The sequence below is a fragment of the Streptomyces sp. CB02980 genome (assembly GCF_014451325.2).
Taxonomy (GTDB): domain Bacteria; phylum Actinomycetota; class Actinomycetes; order Streptomycetales; family Streptomycetaceae; genus Streptomyces.
The window spans coordinates 39507-54355 of sequence record NZ_JACSCH020000008.1 but is presented as its reverse complement, the minus strand read 5'-3'; the positions used below and the strand labels follow the sequence as shown (position 1 = coordinate 54355).

Genomic DNA, 14849 nt, shown 5'->3' with positions numbered 1-14849 from the left:
GGAGGGGTGCCGGCCGGTGTCGGTCCTGAGCTACCACTGGTAGAGGTACTGGTGCCAGGTGCCGTGCCATCCGGTGCCGTAGTACGACCACGAATCGGAGTCGAACAGGACCACGTGACCGCCCCAGTACACGGATTCGTCGAGCTGGAAGACAGCCCACCACCCGGTGTACGGGTCCAGCCTGTTGCTCGTGCGTACCGCCTTGGACTGGAACCACGACCACATGTCCCGTGCCCGGACGGGGCGACGGGCCGTCGTGCCGCACCGGGCGTTGATGTGCGGGTTGGCCACGGCGAGTTCCGTATAGCCGGCACGGATGAACGCGTCCGAGAGGAAGTGCGCGCAGTTGTTCGTGTACGAGTCGCCTCCCACGCATCGCTCGGTGTAGAGGCTGCCCACGGACGAGAGCAGGGGCATCAGGGCCGGGGGAACGACCGCCAGTGATGAGTCCGCCCCGTAGCGCGGCGCGCCGGCGGCCTCGACGGGCCGCGGAGGCGCGATGTGCTCCATCTCCTCGACGCGGGGGGCTCCTCCCGCCCGCCTCGGCATACCGGGCAGCTCCACAGGTTCCGGAGGTGCGATGTTCTCCATCGCGACGGTGAAGGGAGCCTGGGATTCACCGGCCAGTATCCGGCTCAGACGGAACGCCTTCGCTCCCGCTCTCACCCAGACCCTGACGCGCTCCTCGCCGACCTTCTCCCGGTCCATGATGTCGGACTTGGCGAATGAGTACACGCATTCATCGGACTCCACCACCAGGATGTTGCCCGGAATATTGCCGTCATCGCTGACGTACCCTTCGAACGCGACGGTCGCACGACGCTTCGAAGCGCGCTCCATCAGCGAACTGAGGTCATTCTGTTGACCTTTCATCATGTTCTGGGCCATGTCGATCTCCTCCTGGTGTTCCCGAGTCCCAGCCACGATGGCCATCGATTCCGCCCCAGATTCAGCGTGCGCCTCAGCACTTGCGTGCGCCACCGGTGGGAACGGTTGTCGGCGAGCCCGGAACGGCCCTCCGCCGTATCATGAAAGTGACTGTGGAGACCGGAAGACCGCTTTCGAGCACACCCTGCGGGCCGGCAGAACGAACCCCTTTCCCTCCCCCTCACCCCTCACCCGGACCTCCTGCTCGCGGCTGCTCCGCGGGTGGAACTCGCCCGGAAGGAGGTACGCGGTGAACGCGCTTCTGCATACCGAGAGCAACCGGATCATCGAACTGATGGAACAGCCGGCCCAGCATCGTGACGCCGGCTGGTTGAAGGACGCGGTACAGCAGGCGATTCTGCTGGAACTCGCCACCCTTCCCCCGTACTTGTGCGGCATGTGGTCGATCGACGACGCGAGCGGCGGAGACGTCTTCGACGCCGTGCACGCGATCGTCTTCGACGAGATGTCGCATCTGGGCCTCGCCTGCAACCTGCTCACCACGATCGGCGGCGCTCCCCGTCTCGCCGACGAGGGGGCGGTGCCGAAGTACCCGGGCCCGCTGCCGGGAGGGGTACGGCCTGAACTCACCGTCTTTCTCAGCGGACTGACGAAGGATTCACTCGAGATGTACTCGCGGATCGAGGAGCCGGACGACCCGCTCGCGGAAGCCGTGGCGCCACCCACGTCGATCGGTGCCTTCTACAACGCGATCCTCGACGTGTTCCGTGAGCACCCGGAGCTGATCACGGGCGCCCGACAGGTCGTCAAGATCATGGCTGCGGGCCACGGTTCGGGCAACGACGTCGTGGCCCTCGACTCGCCGGCCGCCGTCGAATCGGCCATCGCGGTCATCAAGGAACAGGGCGAGGGCACTTCGGCGTCGCCGGAGAACCCGCACCCGGGCGAGGTCGGCGAGCTCGCCCATTACTACGTCTTCCGGGAGATCTACCGCGGGCACAAGCTGATCAAGGTGTCCACCGATCCGGACGAATGGGACTTCCAGGGGGCGGAGATTCCGATGCCGCACGCCCTCCCCATGGGAATCGTGCCCAGTGGGGGCTGGCCGAGGGAAGGTCCCACTGCGGTCGACGTCGATACGAGGAATCTCCTCGACGGCTTCAACACCTCCTACAGCGCGATGCTGGGCTTCCTGGAACAGGCCTGGCAGCAGGACCTTCCGGCGAAGGCGAAGGTCCTGCTGGGCAAGGCCGTGGGGGAGATGTTCGGCCTACAGGAGCCCGCACAGAGCCTGATGCGACGCGCACTCCCCGACGGCAGTGGGAATGCGTACGGGCCGGAGTTCCGCTACGTGGCAGCCTGAGGGCGGCCGTACGGCGTCGACGGCGCCCGCGCTGTCCGCCCGCTCTTCAGCCCGTTGCTCGATCCGCCCTTCGGCGCGTGCGATCCGACAAGGAAGCGGCGCCCCTCCGGCAAGGAAGGGGCGCCGACATGAGCTCCCGTCAGAGGTCTCCGCGGGCCTGCTTCGGCCCTCGGCCGCCGTGCCCGCTCGCTAGCGGACGGGCTGCTGCTGGGTGACGCAGTGGATGCCGCCGCCACCGGTGCCGAGGCGGTCGATGTTCAGTTGCTCGATGACCCGGTCGGGGTAGAGGTTCTGCAGGGTCGCCCTCGCCGCCTGGTCCGCGCGGGTGTCGCCGAAGTGGGCGCTGATGACGGCGCCGTTGCAGAGGTAGAAGTTGGCGTACGAGGCGAGGAACTCCGGGTTGGCGGAGCGGATCTTGTTGTAGTCCGGGCCCTGGAGCCGCATCGTGTCCATCGGGACGCCGTTGGAGGTCGTCGAGGCGGACAGGATGCTGAACTGCTGGCGCGCGTCCCGGGCGTAGGCGTCGTTGTCGGACGCGAGCGGCATCTGGACGAGGGCCTCGCCGGGGGCGAGGAAGCGGGACGTCGCGTCGACGTGGTCGTCGGTGATGTCCTGGCCCTTGACGCCGTCGAACCAGATGACCTTGGAGGCTCCGTACGCCGCGCACATGGCGGCCTCCAGCTGCCGCTCCGTCGTCCCGGGGTTGCGGTTGCGGTTCACGAGGCTGCTGCGGGTGGCCATGAGGGTGCCGGCGCCGTCCTGCTCGATGGCTCCGCCCTCGCCGACCAGGTCGGCGTAGGTGATCGGCACGCCCGCGTACGAGGCGACGCGTCCGGCGACGAGGGCGTCCTTGGCGTGGGTCTGCTTGTTGCCCCAGCCGTTGAAGTTGAGGCCGATCGCGTCCAGGCCGCCGGCCCCGTCGGTACGGAACACGGGCCCGGAGTCGCGCATCCAGCAGTCGTCGACGGGGATGGTGCTGATGACGGTGACCGTGGAGCCGCACAGCTGGCGGGCCTTGGCGGCGCTGCCGGAGTTGGCGCACATCACGACGGGCTCGTACTTCGCGACGGTGCGGGCGATCAGGGCGATGTCCGCCTGGACGCCGCTCAGCTTGTTGCCCCAGATTGACGTGCTGTCCGGCCAGGCCATCCACGTACGGGTGTGGCGGACGTCCTCGACCGGGACCCGGAAGGTGCCCGCGGCCGTGGCGGCCCCGGCCTGGAAGCGGGTCGTGGCGAGGGCGGCGCCGGCGGCGGTCAGACCGGCCGCGGCGAGGAATCCGCGGCGGCTCAGGCCACTGCGTGCGTGTCGGCTGGATTCGGGACGGCTCACTTGTGCCTCCTGCTTCAACTTCCCGCGGAGGGTCCGCGGTTGGCCAGAAATGTAAAACTGACCGAGCGCTCGGTCAATATTGTGCGCAGCATTGCCCGGAACCGCTGGAGCTCGTCCGCCACCGGGTGTACGAAGCATCGAAACCCGCAGATGGCAGGGGTGGAGCCTGGCTAGAGTGAAGCCATGGCAGCATCCGCGAAGGACTCTCCGAACCCCATCGCTCCCCCGGCCCGCCCGGCCTCACGGTCACGGGCCTCGGTGAAGGGCGAGCAGACCCGGGCCCGGTTGATCGCGGCCGCCCGCACGCTGCTCGCGGGCGAGTTGAGCGAGCGGTTCACCACCCGCAACGTGGCCGCGCTCTGCGGGGTGTCGCACGGAATGTGCCACTACCACTTCCAGGACAGGACCGACCTCGTCCTCGCGGTCGTCGCGGACATCCGACCCGAGTGGATCTCGCCCCTTGAGGAGGCGGTCGCCGCCCCCGGCACCTTCGCCGAGCGCGCCGAGCGGGTGCTCGACCTGCTCGGCAGGCCGGAGAAGACGGACCTCGCCCACCTCCACTCCGCGCTGCACTGGCACGCGTTGAACGACGACCGGGTCAGGGAGTCCCTGGAGACGGAGTACCGGCGCTGGCGCGCCTGTTTCGTCGCCCTGTTCCAGGTGCTCGCCGACGAGCGCGGTGGCGGTCTCGACCCCCGGCCGCTGGGCGAGGCCGTCGCCGCGGCCGTCGACGGTCTGGCCGCCGTGGAGTCCCTGGACTCCGATGTCGACGCCGGGGCGGTCCTCCGGACCCTGGTCCACACGCTCGCCGCCGGCGCCTGAGGCGGCCTCGCCCTAGCGGGTGTCCTGGCGAGCCCGGCCTGATCGGCAGGACACCCCCTAGAGCGCCCGGCGGGCGGCCGCGATCCGCTCCGGATCCCAGCCGGGGCGCGGCACGGACTCCAGGAGCAGCCGGGTGTACGGGTGTTGTGGCGCGGCGAGCACCTCAGCGGTCCGCCCCGCCTCCACGACCGCACCGTGACGCATGACGATGACGTCGTCGGTGACGCACCGGACCACGCCCAGATCATGGGTGATGAAGAGGTAGCCGATCGAGGTCTGCTCCCGGATGTCGGCGAGCAGGTTGAGGATCTGCGCCTGTACGGACACGTCGAGCGCGGCGACCGCCTCGTCCAGTACGAGGACGGCCGGCTCCACGGCGAGGGCACGGGCGATGGCCACGCGCTGCCGCTGGCCGCCCGAGAGCCGGCGGGGCAGCGCGTCGGCGGCACGCGTCCCGAGGCCGACCTGGTCGAGCAGTTCCCGCACCCGCCGGTCGTGGTCCCGCCCCGGGAAGTGGAGCCGTAGCGTCTCGCGGAGGGCCGCGTCGACGCTGGTTCGCGGATCGAGGGACTGGAGGGGGTCCTGGAAGACCATCTGGACCTCGCGGGCGCGGGCGAGGCGCTGCGCGCGGCCGCGGCGTCGCACGGTCCGGGACCGGCCTCGTACGTGGACCTCGCCCTCGTCCGCCCTCTCCAGGCCGACGACGATCCGGGCCGTGGTGGTCTTGCCCGAGCCGGACTCCCCCACGATGCCCAGGGACCCGCCGTGCGGCAGCGTGAAGGACACGTCGTCGACGGCCCGTACGGCTCCGTAGCTCCGGCGCAGGCCCCTGACGACCAGGACGTCGCCGGCGTTCTCGCCGTACCGCGCGTCCTCGGCGTCCATCGCGGCGGTCCCGGCGGTCACAGCGGTCACAGCGGTCACAGCGTTCTCGGCGTTCTCGGCGTTCACAGCGGTCTTGGCGTTCTCAGGCATCGACGGCGCTCCCTTCGAGCCGGTCGCTGTGGTGACAGGCGGCCTGGTGTCCCGGCCGGCCCGGGGCGGGCAGCGACACCGGGGCCTGCTGGTCGCAGAGTTCGGTGGCGAGCGCGCAGCGGGCGGCGAAGGCGCAGCCGGTGAGCGCCACCCGGAGGTCGGGGGGCTGCCCGTCGATGGCGGCGAGCCGCCCCCGCGGGTTCTCCAGGCGGGGGGTGGAGGCCAGGAGAGCGGCCGTGTAGGGGTGGCGGGGCCGCGCGAAGATCTCTTCGGCCGGTCCGCTCTCGGCGATCCGCCCGGCGTACATCACGTACACGCGGTCGCTGATGGCGGCCGCGAGATCGAGATCGTGGGTGACGAACAGCAGCCCGGTGCCGAACCGCTCGCGCAGCCTGCCGAGGAGGGCGATGACCTCGGCCTGCGTGGTGACGTCCAGGGCGGTGGTCGGCTCGTCGGCGAGCAGCAGGGTCGGGTCGCCCATCAACGCAGCCGCGATCATGACCCGTTGCAGCATGCCGCCGGACACCTGGCTGGGGTACTTGGCGAGCGCCGTGTCGTCCAGACCCACCGCTTCGAGGAGTTCGACGGCGCGCGCGGTCGCCTGCGCGGCGGTCATCGTCCTGGTCGCCCGGACGCTCTCGGTGAGGAAGTCGCCGATGCGCCGGAGCGGGTTGATGGCCGCCCGCGGGTCCTGGAAGACCATGGCCACGGCGCCGGTGCGCAGTGCGCGCAGCCGGTCGGCGTCGAGGGTGAGGACGTCCTGGCCGTCGACGAGGACGGTGCCCTCGGTGACGGCACCCGGCGGCAGCAGGCGCAGGGCGCTGCGTGAGGTGAGGCTCTTCCCGGAGCCGGACTCGCCGACGAGCGCGACGGTCTCCCCGGTGGCGACGGTGAGGTCGATCCCGTCGAGGACGGGTCGGGCCGTGCCGGGCAGGGTGATCCGGAGCCCCTGGATGTCGAGTGCCGGCCTGTCGGACGTGCTCGCCGGCCCGTCGGACGGGTTCACCGGCCCGTCGGACGCGTTCACCGGCCCGTCGGACGTGTTCACCGGCCTGTCGGATGTGTTCATCGGTCTCTCCTGGCGACGCGGTCGGCCCAGCGCTCTCCGACCACGTTGAACGCGACGACGGTGAGCACGATCAGGACACTGGGCAGGATCGCGGACAGCGGGTAGCCCTGCTGGACGGCCGTCTGCCCGTCGAAGACCATCCGACCCCAGTCGGGGGTGAGCGCCGGTACGCCCAGGCCGAGGAAGGAGAGGCCGGCGAGGTCCATGAGGGCGTAGCCGAAGTTGATGGTGGACTGGGCGAGGACGATGGGGGCGATGTTGGGGAGGATGTGGCGCAGGCAGATCTGGAGCGCCGAGTGCCCCTGGACCAGATAGGCGCTGACGTACGGACGCTCGCGTTCGGCGAGGACCAGCGAGCGCGTCAGCCTGCTGACGTAGGGCAGGTAGGCGAGGGCGAGGGCGATGACCGGGGCCAGGAGCCCCTCGCCGTAGATCGAGATGATCAGGATCGCGAGCAGCATGCCGGGGAAGGCGAAGACGAGTTCGGTGCTGCGGGAGAGGACCGAGTCGAGCCAGCCGCCCCGCCAGGCCGCGGCCGTGCCGACCACGACACCGGCGACGGTGGAGAAGAGGACCACCCCGAGCGGGCCGAGCAGCGAGGTGCGGGCGCCGAGGAGCAGCCGGGAGAAGGTGTCGCGGCCTGCCGCGTCCACGCCGAGGAGGTGCTCGGCGGAGGGGCCGGCGAGCGCGTTGCCGAGGTCGACGGCGTTGGGGTCGTACGGCACGACGAAGGAGGCGAGGAGCGCCCCTGCGACGACGAGGACGACGAAGCCCAGACAGACGAGGTGGAGCGGCGACCGGGCCGTACGGATCTTGGCGAGGCCGGGCCTTCGGGTGAGGACGGCGGTCATGCGGAGGAGCTCCTCGATCCGAGGGTGATCCGCGGGTCGACCAGCGGGAGCAGCAGGTCGACGATGAGGTTCACGATCATGAACAGGGCGACGATGATCAGCGAGATGGCCTGGACGGTCGGGAAGTCCTTGGTGGTCGTGGACAGCTCGAGGAGCTGACCGATACCACCGATGCTGAACGCGGTCTCGACGAGGATCGTGCAGACCAGCAGGGTCGAGACGATCAGTCCGCCGGTGGTCAGGACGGTGCCGAGGGAGTTGCGGAACACATGGCGGCGGATCACCTGGCGCTCCGGGACGCCCCGGCTGCGGGCCACGGTGACGTGCTCGCTGTCGAGGGCCTCCAGCATCGCCGAGCGGGTGACCCGGGCGAGCATGCCGATCAGATAGAGCGCGAGCGCGATCGCCGGCAGGGTCAGGTGCCAGAGCGTGTCGAGGAAGCCGTCGCCGGCGCCGCCGCTCGGGAACCAGCCGAGTTTCACCGCGAACAGTGCCTGGAGCAGGACGGCCGCGACGAACGACGGGGTGCCGACGGCGAACGTCGTGGTGACCAGGACGGCGGAGTCGGTCGCCCCGCCGCGTACGGCGGAGACCCAGCCGAGCACCAGGCCGATGACCACGACCACGACCAGCGCCATCGCGATCAGCAGCAGCGTGGTCGGCAGCCGGTCGGCGAGGAGCCGGGACACGTCGACGCGGTACGTGATGGACCGCCCGAAGTCGCCCTGGACCATGTCCCCGAGCCAGCTGAGGTAGCGGACGAGGAAGGGGTCGTCCAGGTGGTACTGGGCGTTGATCGCGGCGAGCGCCTCCGGCGAGGCCGAGCGGCCCGAGAGCAGGAAGCTCGCGGGGCTGCCCGGCGCCAGGTACATCGCGCCGAAGACCACGAACGACGCCACGAGGAGGGTGACGGCCATCTCCGTCACCCGTCGGACGGCGAATCTCGCGAAGTTCACGGCGCGGCCCCCACGTCGGCGGCCCACGGGTAGTACATGTACGAGATCGTGGTGGGGGCGCCGGTGATCCTCTTGTTGAGGAAGACGGCGGTGGGCCACTCGGCGACCGGGATCCACAGCAGGTTCTCGACGGCGTGCTTCTGCAGCTCCGACTCGATCGCCAGGCGCTTGTCGGGGTCGTACTCGGCGGTCGCCCGTGCGACGCCCGCGTCGTACGTCCTGTCGCTGTAGCCGGCGAAGTTCATGTAGGCGCCGGTCTTGAAGTTCTGCAACAGGTCGAGCGGGTCGGTGATCGAGTCGTAGTAGGTGAGCGGGAACATGTCGATGCCCTCGCGCGCCTCCGGGTCGGTGAACAGGGCGGTGAACGCGTTGGGTGCGATGGTCTTGAGCCGGATGTCGAGACCGATCCGGGCACCTGCGGCCTGTACGGCGGTGGCGAGCAGGGAGACGTCCTGGCCGATGGAGCTGGTGGCGACGGTGAGGGTCTTCCCGGTGGCGCCCGCCTCCTTGATCAGCGCCTTGGCCTTCTCGATGTCGGGCGTGATCCGCGGGAGGCCGTCGAGGGCCTTCTTCCTGGTCGGCTCCGAGCCGGCCGCCCAGGCGGCGCGGGTGGTGAGCGAGTTCGTGACGGTGCCCGCGCCGCCGAGTCCCGCCTTCACGAAACCGGAGCGGTCCAGGGCGAGGGAGAGCGCGCGGCGGACGCGGACGTCTCCGAGCGGGCCCTTCATGTTCGTGATGTTGACGTTGACGGTGCTGAGGCCCTCGCCGAAGTAGAGGGTGCCGACGCCGCTGCCCTTGAGGCGGCCGTAGCTCTCCGTCGGGATGAGGTAGCCGCCGTCGGCCTCGCCGCTGAGCATGGCGTTCGTACGGGCGGAGGGGTCGGTCATGAACCGGAAGACGACCTTGCCGGACTTGGCCTTCTTCCCCCAGTAGCCGTCGAAGCGGTCGAGTTCGACGGACTGGCCCTTGTTCCAGGTGCCGAGGGAGAACGGTCCGGTGCAGGCGAGTCCGCCCGAGGTGCCGTAGTTCTTGCCGGCCGCCTCGACCCCGGCCTTGGAGGCGATCACACCGGCGGCCGTCGCCATGTACTGGGGGAACTGGGAGTCGGGCTTCTTGAGCTTGACGGTGACCTGGAGCGGGCCCGTCTTCCGTATGGAGGCGACGTTCTCGAAGTTCTGCGCCCAGGCCGCCGCGTTGTCCGGGTCCCGCTGCCGGCCGAGGCTGAAGACGACGTCGTCGGCGCTCATGGTCCGGCCGTCGTGGAAGCGCACCCCGCTCCGCAGGTCGTACACCCAGGTGGTCGGGTCGGGGTTGGTCGCCTTCTCGGCGAGCCCCGGTTCGAGGGTGAGGCCCGGCGTCCAGCGCATCAGGCTCTCGCAGACGTTGGAGAGGATCGTGTTCTGCGGGTAGTCGAACGCCACGGTGTAGTCGAGCGTCGGCGGCTCGGCGTACACGGCCCACGTGAAGGAGTCGATGTCCCCCTTGGCGACGGGCGTGGTCTTCGAGAGGGTGACACCGCCGGTGCTCGCCCCGTTCTTGGGCGGTCCCGAGCAGGACACGACGAGGGCGGCCGTCGTCAGGAGGGCGGCCGCCGCGGCGCGGCGGCGGCCGGACGGACGGCCCCGTGAGACGCTGCCGCGTCTGCCGGTGCGGGGTACGGGTGTGGTCATCGTCGCGCTCTCTTTCCGTACGGGCTGTGCGTACGCGATGGGGGAGGCTGCCGGACCGCGGGGACGGTCCGGCAGGAGCGATCGGTCCGGTCCGGGTTACGCGAGGGGGCGGGCGACGGGGATCTGCTGGGTGATGCAGTGCACTCCCCCGCCACCGAACGCGATCGCGAGCGCCTGCACGCCGACCACCTTGCGGCCGGGATAGGCCTCGGCGATCACCGCGAGCGCGTCGTCGTCCTGGGGCAGGCCCGCCACGGGGACGACGACGCCGCCGTTGGCGACGTAGTAGTTCAGGTACGACACCTCGACCTCGCCGTCGGCCACGTCGACGAACGCCGCCTGCGGCACGTCGACGATCTCCAGCGACCGGCCCCGGGCGTCGGTGGTGACCTCCAGGACCGCGCGGTTGGCGCGCATCCGGGCGTAGTCGGGGTGCGCGGGGTCCTCGGGCAGCGAGACGACGACCTTGCCGGGCGCGGCGAAGGCGCAGACGCCGTCGACGTGACCGTCCGTCTCCGTGTCCAGGAGGCCTCCATACGGCAGCCATACAACCTTGGCGACGCCGAGCCGGGATTTCAGCTCGGCCTCGATCTCGTCCCGGTTCATGCCGGGGTTCCTGTTGGGGTGCAGCAGGCACTGCTCGGTCGTGATGAGCGTGCCCTCGCCGTCGACCGTGATCGCCCCGCCCTCCAGGATCATGTCGGAGGCGATGCGCTCGACGCCGAGGTGCTCCAGGAGCAGACCGCTGATCCGGTCGTCGGAGTCGTACGGGTGGTGCTTGCGGCCCCAGGCGTTGAAGCGGAAGTCGACGCCGGCGCGGCGCCCGTCGCCGTCGAGCACGAACAGCGGGGCGGAGTCACGGAACCAGGAGTCGTCCAGGGGAAGCTCCACGACGGTGATCCCGCTGCCGCAGTGGGCGCGGGCGTCGTCGCCGTGGCCGAGCGGGGCGACCATCGTCACCGGCTCGAACTCGGCGATGGCCCGGGCGACGTTCGCGTACTCCTCCTTGACGTCGTTCAGCACACTGCCCCAGAGGTCGGGGCGGGTGGGCCAGGCCATCAGGCAGCCCTCGTGCTCGTCCCACTCGGCAGGCATACGGAATGCGGTCATTCGAGAACTCTCTTCTCTCGCCAGAGATACCGGTCGGTGGCGGAAGGGCGGCGCAAGGCCGAATCAAGCCACGGACGAGTACGTGGTGGATGGAATCTTCTCCTCGACTGAAATTTCAGTCAAGAGAGAATTCAAGGGTCGTTCACGCAGAAGCGGAACGGTACGGATCAGCGGATGGGCGGATCAGGGGAGGCGGAGACGGCTGGGGCTCAGAGGAAGTAGAGGCGGCTGAGGGAGACCTCCTGGGCCGGCTCCGAGCGCAGGGGTTCCCCGTCCAGCGTGACGAGCCCGGTTCGGCCGTCGACCTGGACGTCGCCGGTCCGGGAGTTGAGGAGGAGGTCGCCAGGCCCGATGCCCCGCGTGCCGCGCACGGCGACCCGGCGGCGGCGCGTCGCCATGGCGTCGTACGGGCGGCCGAAGCTGCCCGACTCGGCGGCGGCCCGGCTGACGAAGGCCACGGAGAGGTCGGCGGGGGTGGCGCCGTGTCCGCCGAACAGGGGGCCGAGGACGAGTGGTTCACAGGTGTCGGTGGCCGCGTTGGGGTCGCCCGTCACGCCGTAGGCGGGGAAGCCGTTCTTGATGACCATCTGCGGCTTGGCGCCGAAGAACTGCGGCCTCCACAGCACGATGTCGGCCATCTTGCCGACCTCGATCGAGCCGATCTCGTGGGCGAGGCCGTGGGCGATCGCCGGGTTGACGGTGAGCTTGGCGATGTAGCGGAGCACGCGCGCGTTGTCGTCGCCCTGCCCGTCGCCCTCCATGGGCCCCAGCTCGGCCTTCATCTTCCCGGCCATGGCGAACGTACGCCGGACGGTCTCCCCCGCTCTGCCCATCCCCTGCGCGTCGGAGGAGGTGATCCCGATCGCGCCGAGGTCGTGCAGGACGTCCTCCGCGCCCATCGTCCCGGCCCGGATCCGGTCACGCGCCATGGCCGCATCACCGGGGAGATCCGGCTTGAGCGCGTGGACGGAGACGATCATCCCGTAGTGCTCGGCGACGGCGTCGCGGCCGAAGGGGAGCGTGGGGTTCGTGGAGGAGCCGATGACGTTCGGCACGCCCGCCATCTTCAGGACGTTGGGTACGTGCCCGCCGCCGCAGCCCTCGATGTGGAAGGCGTGGATCGTACGGCCGTCCAGGACCCGCAGGGTGTCCTCGACCGAGAGGCACTCGTTCAGGCCGTCACTGTGCAGGGCGACCTGGACGTCGTGCTCCTCCGCCACCCGCAGGGCGGTGTCGAGCGCACGCGTGTGGGCGCCCATGTCCTCGTGGACCTTGAAACCGGACGCCCCGCCCTCGGCGAGCGCCTCCACCAGCGGCGCCGGGTCCGAGGACGAACCCCGGGCCAGAAAGCCGATGTTGACCGGCCAGGCGTCGAAGGCGTTGAAGGCGTGCCGGAGCGCCCAGGCCGAGTTGACCCCGACGCCCCAACTCGGTCCGATCTCCTGCCCGATGATCGTGGTGACGCCGCTCGCGAGCGAGGCCTCCATGATGCGGGGCGAGAGCAGATGGACATGGGTGTCGACGGCTCCTGCGGTGGCGATCAGCCCCTCGCCGGGGATCATGGTCGTCCCCGTCCCGACGACGACGTCGACCCCGTCGAGCGTGTCCGGGTTCCCGGCCCGCCCGATGGCGTGGATCCGGCCCTCGCGGATGCCGATGGACACCTTGCGGATGCCGAGGACGGCGTCGATCACCAGGACGTTGGTGATCACGACGTCACAGGTCTCACGGACGGCCGCGGCCTTGAGGTGCATCCCGTCGCGGGCGGTCTTGCCGAAGCCGGCCAGGAACTCGTCCCCCGGCCGCTGCGAGTCGGACTCGACGCGGACGACGAGCCCGGAGTCACCGAGCCGGACCCGGTCACCGGCCCGGGGACCGTGGACGGTGGCGTATTCGTACGGGTCGACATGTCTGCTGGCGCCCGGCGCACAGTGATCGCTGTGCCTGGTCGGCTTGCTCACAGGACGGCTCCTTCCAGGGCGTCGGTGGCACCGGCGGCGCCGGATGCCTCGTCGTGTACGCCGCGGTAGCCGCAGGCCGCCGCGCGTCGCAGGGCCTCCTCCTTGGCACCGGGCGCGTCCAGCGGTCCGTCGACCAGGCCCGCGAAGCCGATGGCGACCCGGGCGCCGCCGATCGGCACGAGCCCGACCTCCGCCTCGGCGCCCGGGTCGAAGCGGAACGACGACCCGGCGGGCACGGCGAGCCTCATGCCGTACGCGGCCGCCCGGTCGAAGTCCAGGCGCGGATTGGCCTCGAAGAAGTGGAAGTGCGAGGTCACGCTCACGGGCACCTCCGCGGTGTTGCGGACGGCCAGCGTGAGCTCCGGCTGCGGCACACCGATGGGGTCCGAGGCGGGCAGCACGGCGCCGGGGGCGCCGTCGTTGCGCTCCTGGGCGCCGAACGGCTCGGCGACGGCGGCGAGCCGGGTGCCGTCCTCGAAGACGGCCTCCACCTGGATCTCGGTGACCACGTCGACGACCCCGGGCAGCACGTCGTCCGGGCCGAGGACCGAGCGGCCCCGTTCGATCGCCTCGGCGAGGCGCAGGCCGTCGCGGGCCGCCTCGCAGACCGTGTCCGCGACGATCGCGGTGGCCTCGGGGACGTTCAGCCGCAGACCGCGCGCGTGGCGGGCCCGGGCGAGCTCGGCGGTGGTGAAGAGCAGCAGGCGGTCCCGCTCGGTGGGAGTCAGTGGCATGACGGCCCCCGACCCGATATCCCGACGGATGCGCCGGTCGACATCATGGTGTTCATTCCTTCTCCGGAAGGTGGGCGAGATGCCTGGACGGCACGGCCGCCGCTGGGCGCCGGACCGGGTCACGGCCCCGGAGGCCGCGGGAGCGGCGAGGGCCGAGGAGGACCTCGGCAGGCAGGGAAGCCGGCGGTACGGATGCGAGAGCAGTCCGTTCTCGGCGATGTCCTCACTGTGGCATTGACTGAAAAAACAGTCAATGCCTGGGAGTAAACGCTCCTCAGCAGATGAGGGGTGACATGAAGGAGCGGTTCACGGCAGGGAAGGGCTGCGGCGGCCCACTGTGGCACGGGCGGCACGAAGGGCGCGGACGCGTTGCGGCGTTGCGGCGTTGCGGCGTTGCGGCGTTGCGGCGTTGCGGCGTTGCGGCGTTGCGGACCGAACGCGTGGAAGCGCGGAGGGGCACGCGTTCGGGCCCCCCGACTCAGCGGAGCGCGGCCAGCTCCGCCTCGACGGCGCCGAGCAGCAACGCGCGCGCGTGGTCGATCTTGATCCCGCCGCCGAGCCAGCGCATGCTCAGCCCCTCCAGGAGAGCGGTGAGCCGCTCCCCCGCGGCGGCGAGCGCCGACGCGGACGCCATGGGCTGCACCTGGCCGAGCAGCACGGCCACGTCCTGGGCCCACATCAGGGTGGCCCGGGCGAGGTCCTCGCGCAGCAGCTCGTCGAAGACGGCACTCGCCCTCAACTCACCCCAGGCCGCGCTGTTCTCCCGTACCTCGACGGTGTCCTGGAGCTCCAGGAGGAGTGTGCCCTCGAGTTCCTCGCGGGGGCTCAGCGGCGGGGCGTCCGGGTCGCGGTCGCTCGTGTAGCGCTCGGCGCGCTGGCTGATGAACTCCAGCGTGTGCCGCAGGATCCCGGAGCGGTCCTTGAAGTAGTAGTAGATCAGGGCCGTGGAGACGCCGGCCTCCGCCGCGAGCTCTTCCACCCGCAGCCCGCGGATCCCACGACGGGCGATGACCCGCGCTGCCGCTTCGAGGATCTGAGTACTACGAGATGCCATGCCCGAACCCTACCCGCCGGTGATCCGGCCGGTCCCGCGGCCCATGGGCGGCCGACCGGCCGCC

The 14849-nt window shown here is 70.6% G+C and carries 13 protein-coding genes; 2 read left to right on the top strand and 11 right to left on the bottom strand.

What is annotated here, in order from left to right; all coding sequences use genetic code 11:
- Window positions 1-30 precede the first annotated feature (30 nt).
- Window positions 31-981 carry a hypothetical protein gene (locus tag E0F75_RS18330; RefSeq protein ID WP_187623592.1) on the bottom strand — a complete coding sequence of 317 codons (951 nt, stop codon included), beginning with the start codon at window positions 979-981 and terminating at the stop codon, window positions 31-33.
- A 196-nt stretch (window positions 982-1177) separates the two neighbouring features.
- Between E0F75_RS18330 and E0F75_RS18325 the strand changes: the two genes are divergently transcribed.
- Window positions 1178-2251, top strand: coding sequence for a ferritin-like protein (locus E0F75_RS18325; RefSeq protein WP_187623591.1), 1074 nt, complete (start codon window positions 1178-1180; stop codon window positions 2249-2251).
- A 189-nt stretch (window positions 2252-2440) separates the two neighbouring features.
- Here the strand turns inward: E0F75_RS18325 and E0F75_RS18320 are convergent, their stop codons facing one another.
- Window positions 2441-3583 (bottom strand): agmatine/peptidylarginine deiminase, encoded by a 1143-nt coding sequence (locus tag E0F75_RS18320; RefSeq protein WP_187623590.1) that lies wholly within the window; start codon window positions 3581-3583, stop codon window positions 2441-2443.
- A 183-nt stretch (window positions 3584-3766) separates the two neighbouring features.
- Here E0F75_RS18320 and E0F75_RS18315 point away from each other — a divergent pair, with 183 nt between their 5' ends.
- Window positions 3767-4405, top strand: coding sequence for a TetR/AcrR family transcriptional regulator (locus E0F75_RS18315; RefSeq protein WP_187623589.1), 639 nt, complete (start codon window positions 3767-3769; stop codon window positions 4403-4405).
- Window positions 4406-4462: 57 nt separating this feature from the next.
- Here E0F75_RS18315 and E0F75_RS18310 read toward each other — a convergent pair whose 3' ends face one another.
- From E0F75_RS18310 to E0F75_RS18270, 9 genes are all read right to left on the bottom strand, one after another.
- Window positions 4463-5290 carry an ABC transporter ATP-binding protein gene (locus E0F75_RS18310; RefSeq protein WP_187623843.1) on the bottom strand — a complete coding sequence of 276 codons (828 nt, stop codon included), beginning with the start codon at window positions 5288-5290 and terminating at the stop codon, window positions 4463-4465.
- A gap of 82 nt (window positions 5291-5372) precedes the next feature.
- Window positions 5373-6449: an ABC transporter ATP-binding protein gene (locus tag E0F75_RS18305; RefSeq protein WP_187623588.1), complete on the bottom strand. Its 1077-nt coding sequence runs from the start codon at window positions 6447-6449 to the stop codon at window positions 5373-5375.
- Entirely contained in the window at window positions 6446-7300 is an 855-nt protein-coding gene (locus E0F75_RS18300; protein ID WP_187623587.1) for an ABC transporter permease, read from the bottom strand. The genes E0F75_RS18305 and E0F75_RS18300 overlap by 4 nt, the downstream gene beginning before the upstream one ends.
- Window positions 7297-8256, bottom strand: coding sequence for an ABC transporter permease (locus tag E0F75_RS18295; protein WP_187623586.1), 960 nt, complete (start codon window positions 8254-8256; stop codon window positions 7297-7299). Before E0F75_RS18295 ends, E0F75_RS18300 begins: the two co-directional genes overlap by 4 nt.
- Entirely contained in the window at window positions 8253-9926 is a 1674-nt protein-coding gene (locus E0F75_RS18290; protein ID WP_187623585.1) for an ABC transporter substrate-binding protein, read from the bottom strand. The genes E0F75_RS18295 and E0F75_RS18290 overlap by 4 nt, the downstream gene beginning before the upstream one ends.
- A 96-nt stretch (window positions 9927-10022) precedes the next feature.
- Window positions 10023-11036: an agmatine/peptidylarginine deiminase gene (locus E0F75_RS18285; RefSeq protein WP_187623584.1), complete on the bottom strand. Its 1014-nt coding sequence runs from the start codon at window positions 11034-11036 to the stop codon at window positions 10023-10025.
- Window positions 11037-11245: 209 nt separating this feature from the next.
- Complete coding sequence (locus E0F75_RS18280; RefSeq protein ID WP_187623583.1) at window positions 11246-12997, bottom strand: urease subunit alpha; 1752 nt, start codon at window positions 12995-12997, stop codon at window positions 11246-11248.
- Entirely contained in the window at window positions 12994-13731 is a 738-nt protein-coding gene (gene ureA, locus E0F75_RS18275; RefSeq protein ID WP_187623582.1) for an urease subunit gamma, read from the bottom strand. Before ureA ends, E0F75_RS18280 begins: the two co-directional genes overlap by 4 nt.
- Window positions 13732-14209: 478 nt before the next feature.
- A complete protein-coding gene (locus E0F75_RS18270) occupies window positions 14210-14785 on the bottom strand; it encodes a TetR/AcrR family transcriptional regulator (protein ID WP_187623581.1) in 576 nt (191 codons plus the stop codon).
- Window positions 14786-14849: the final 64 nt, after the last annotated feature.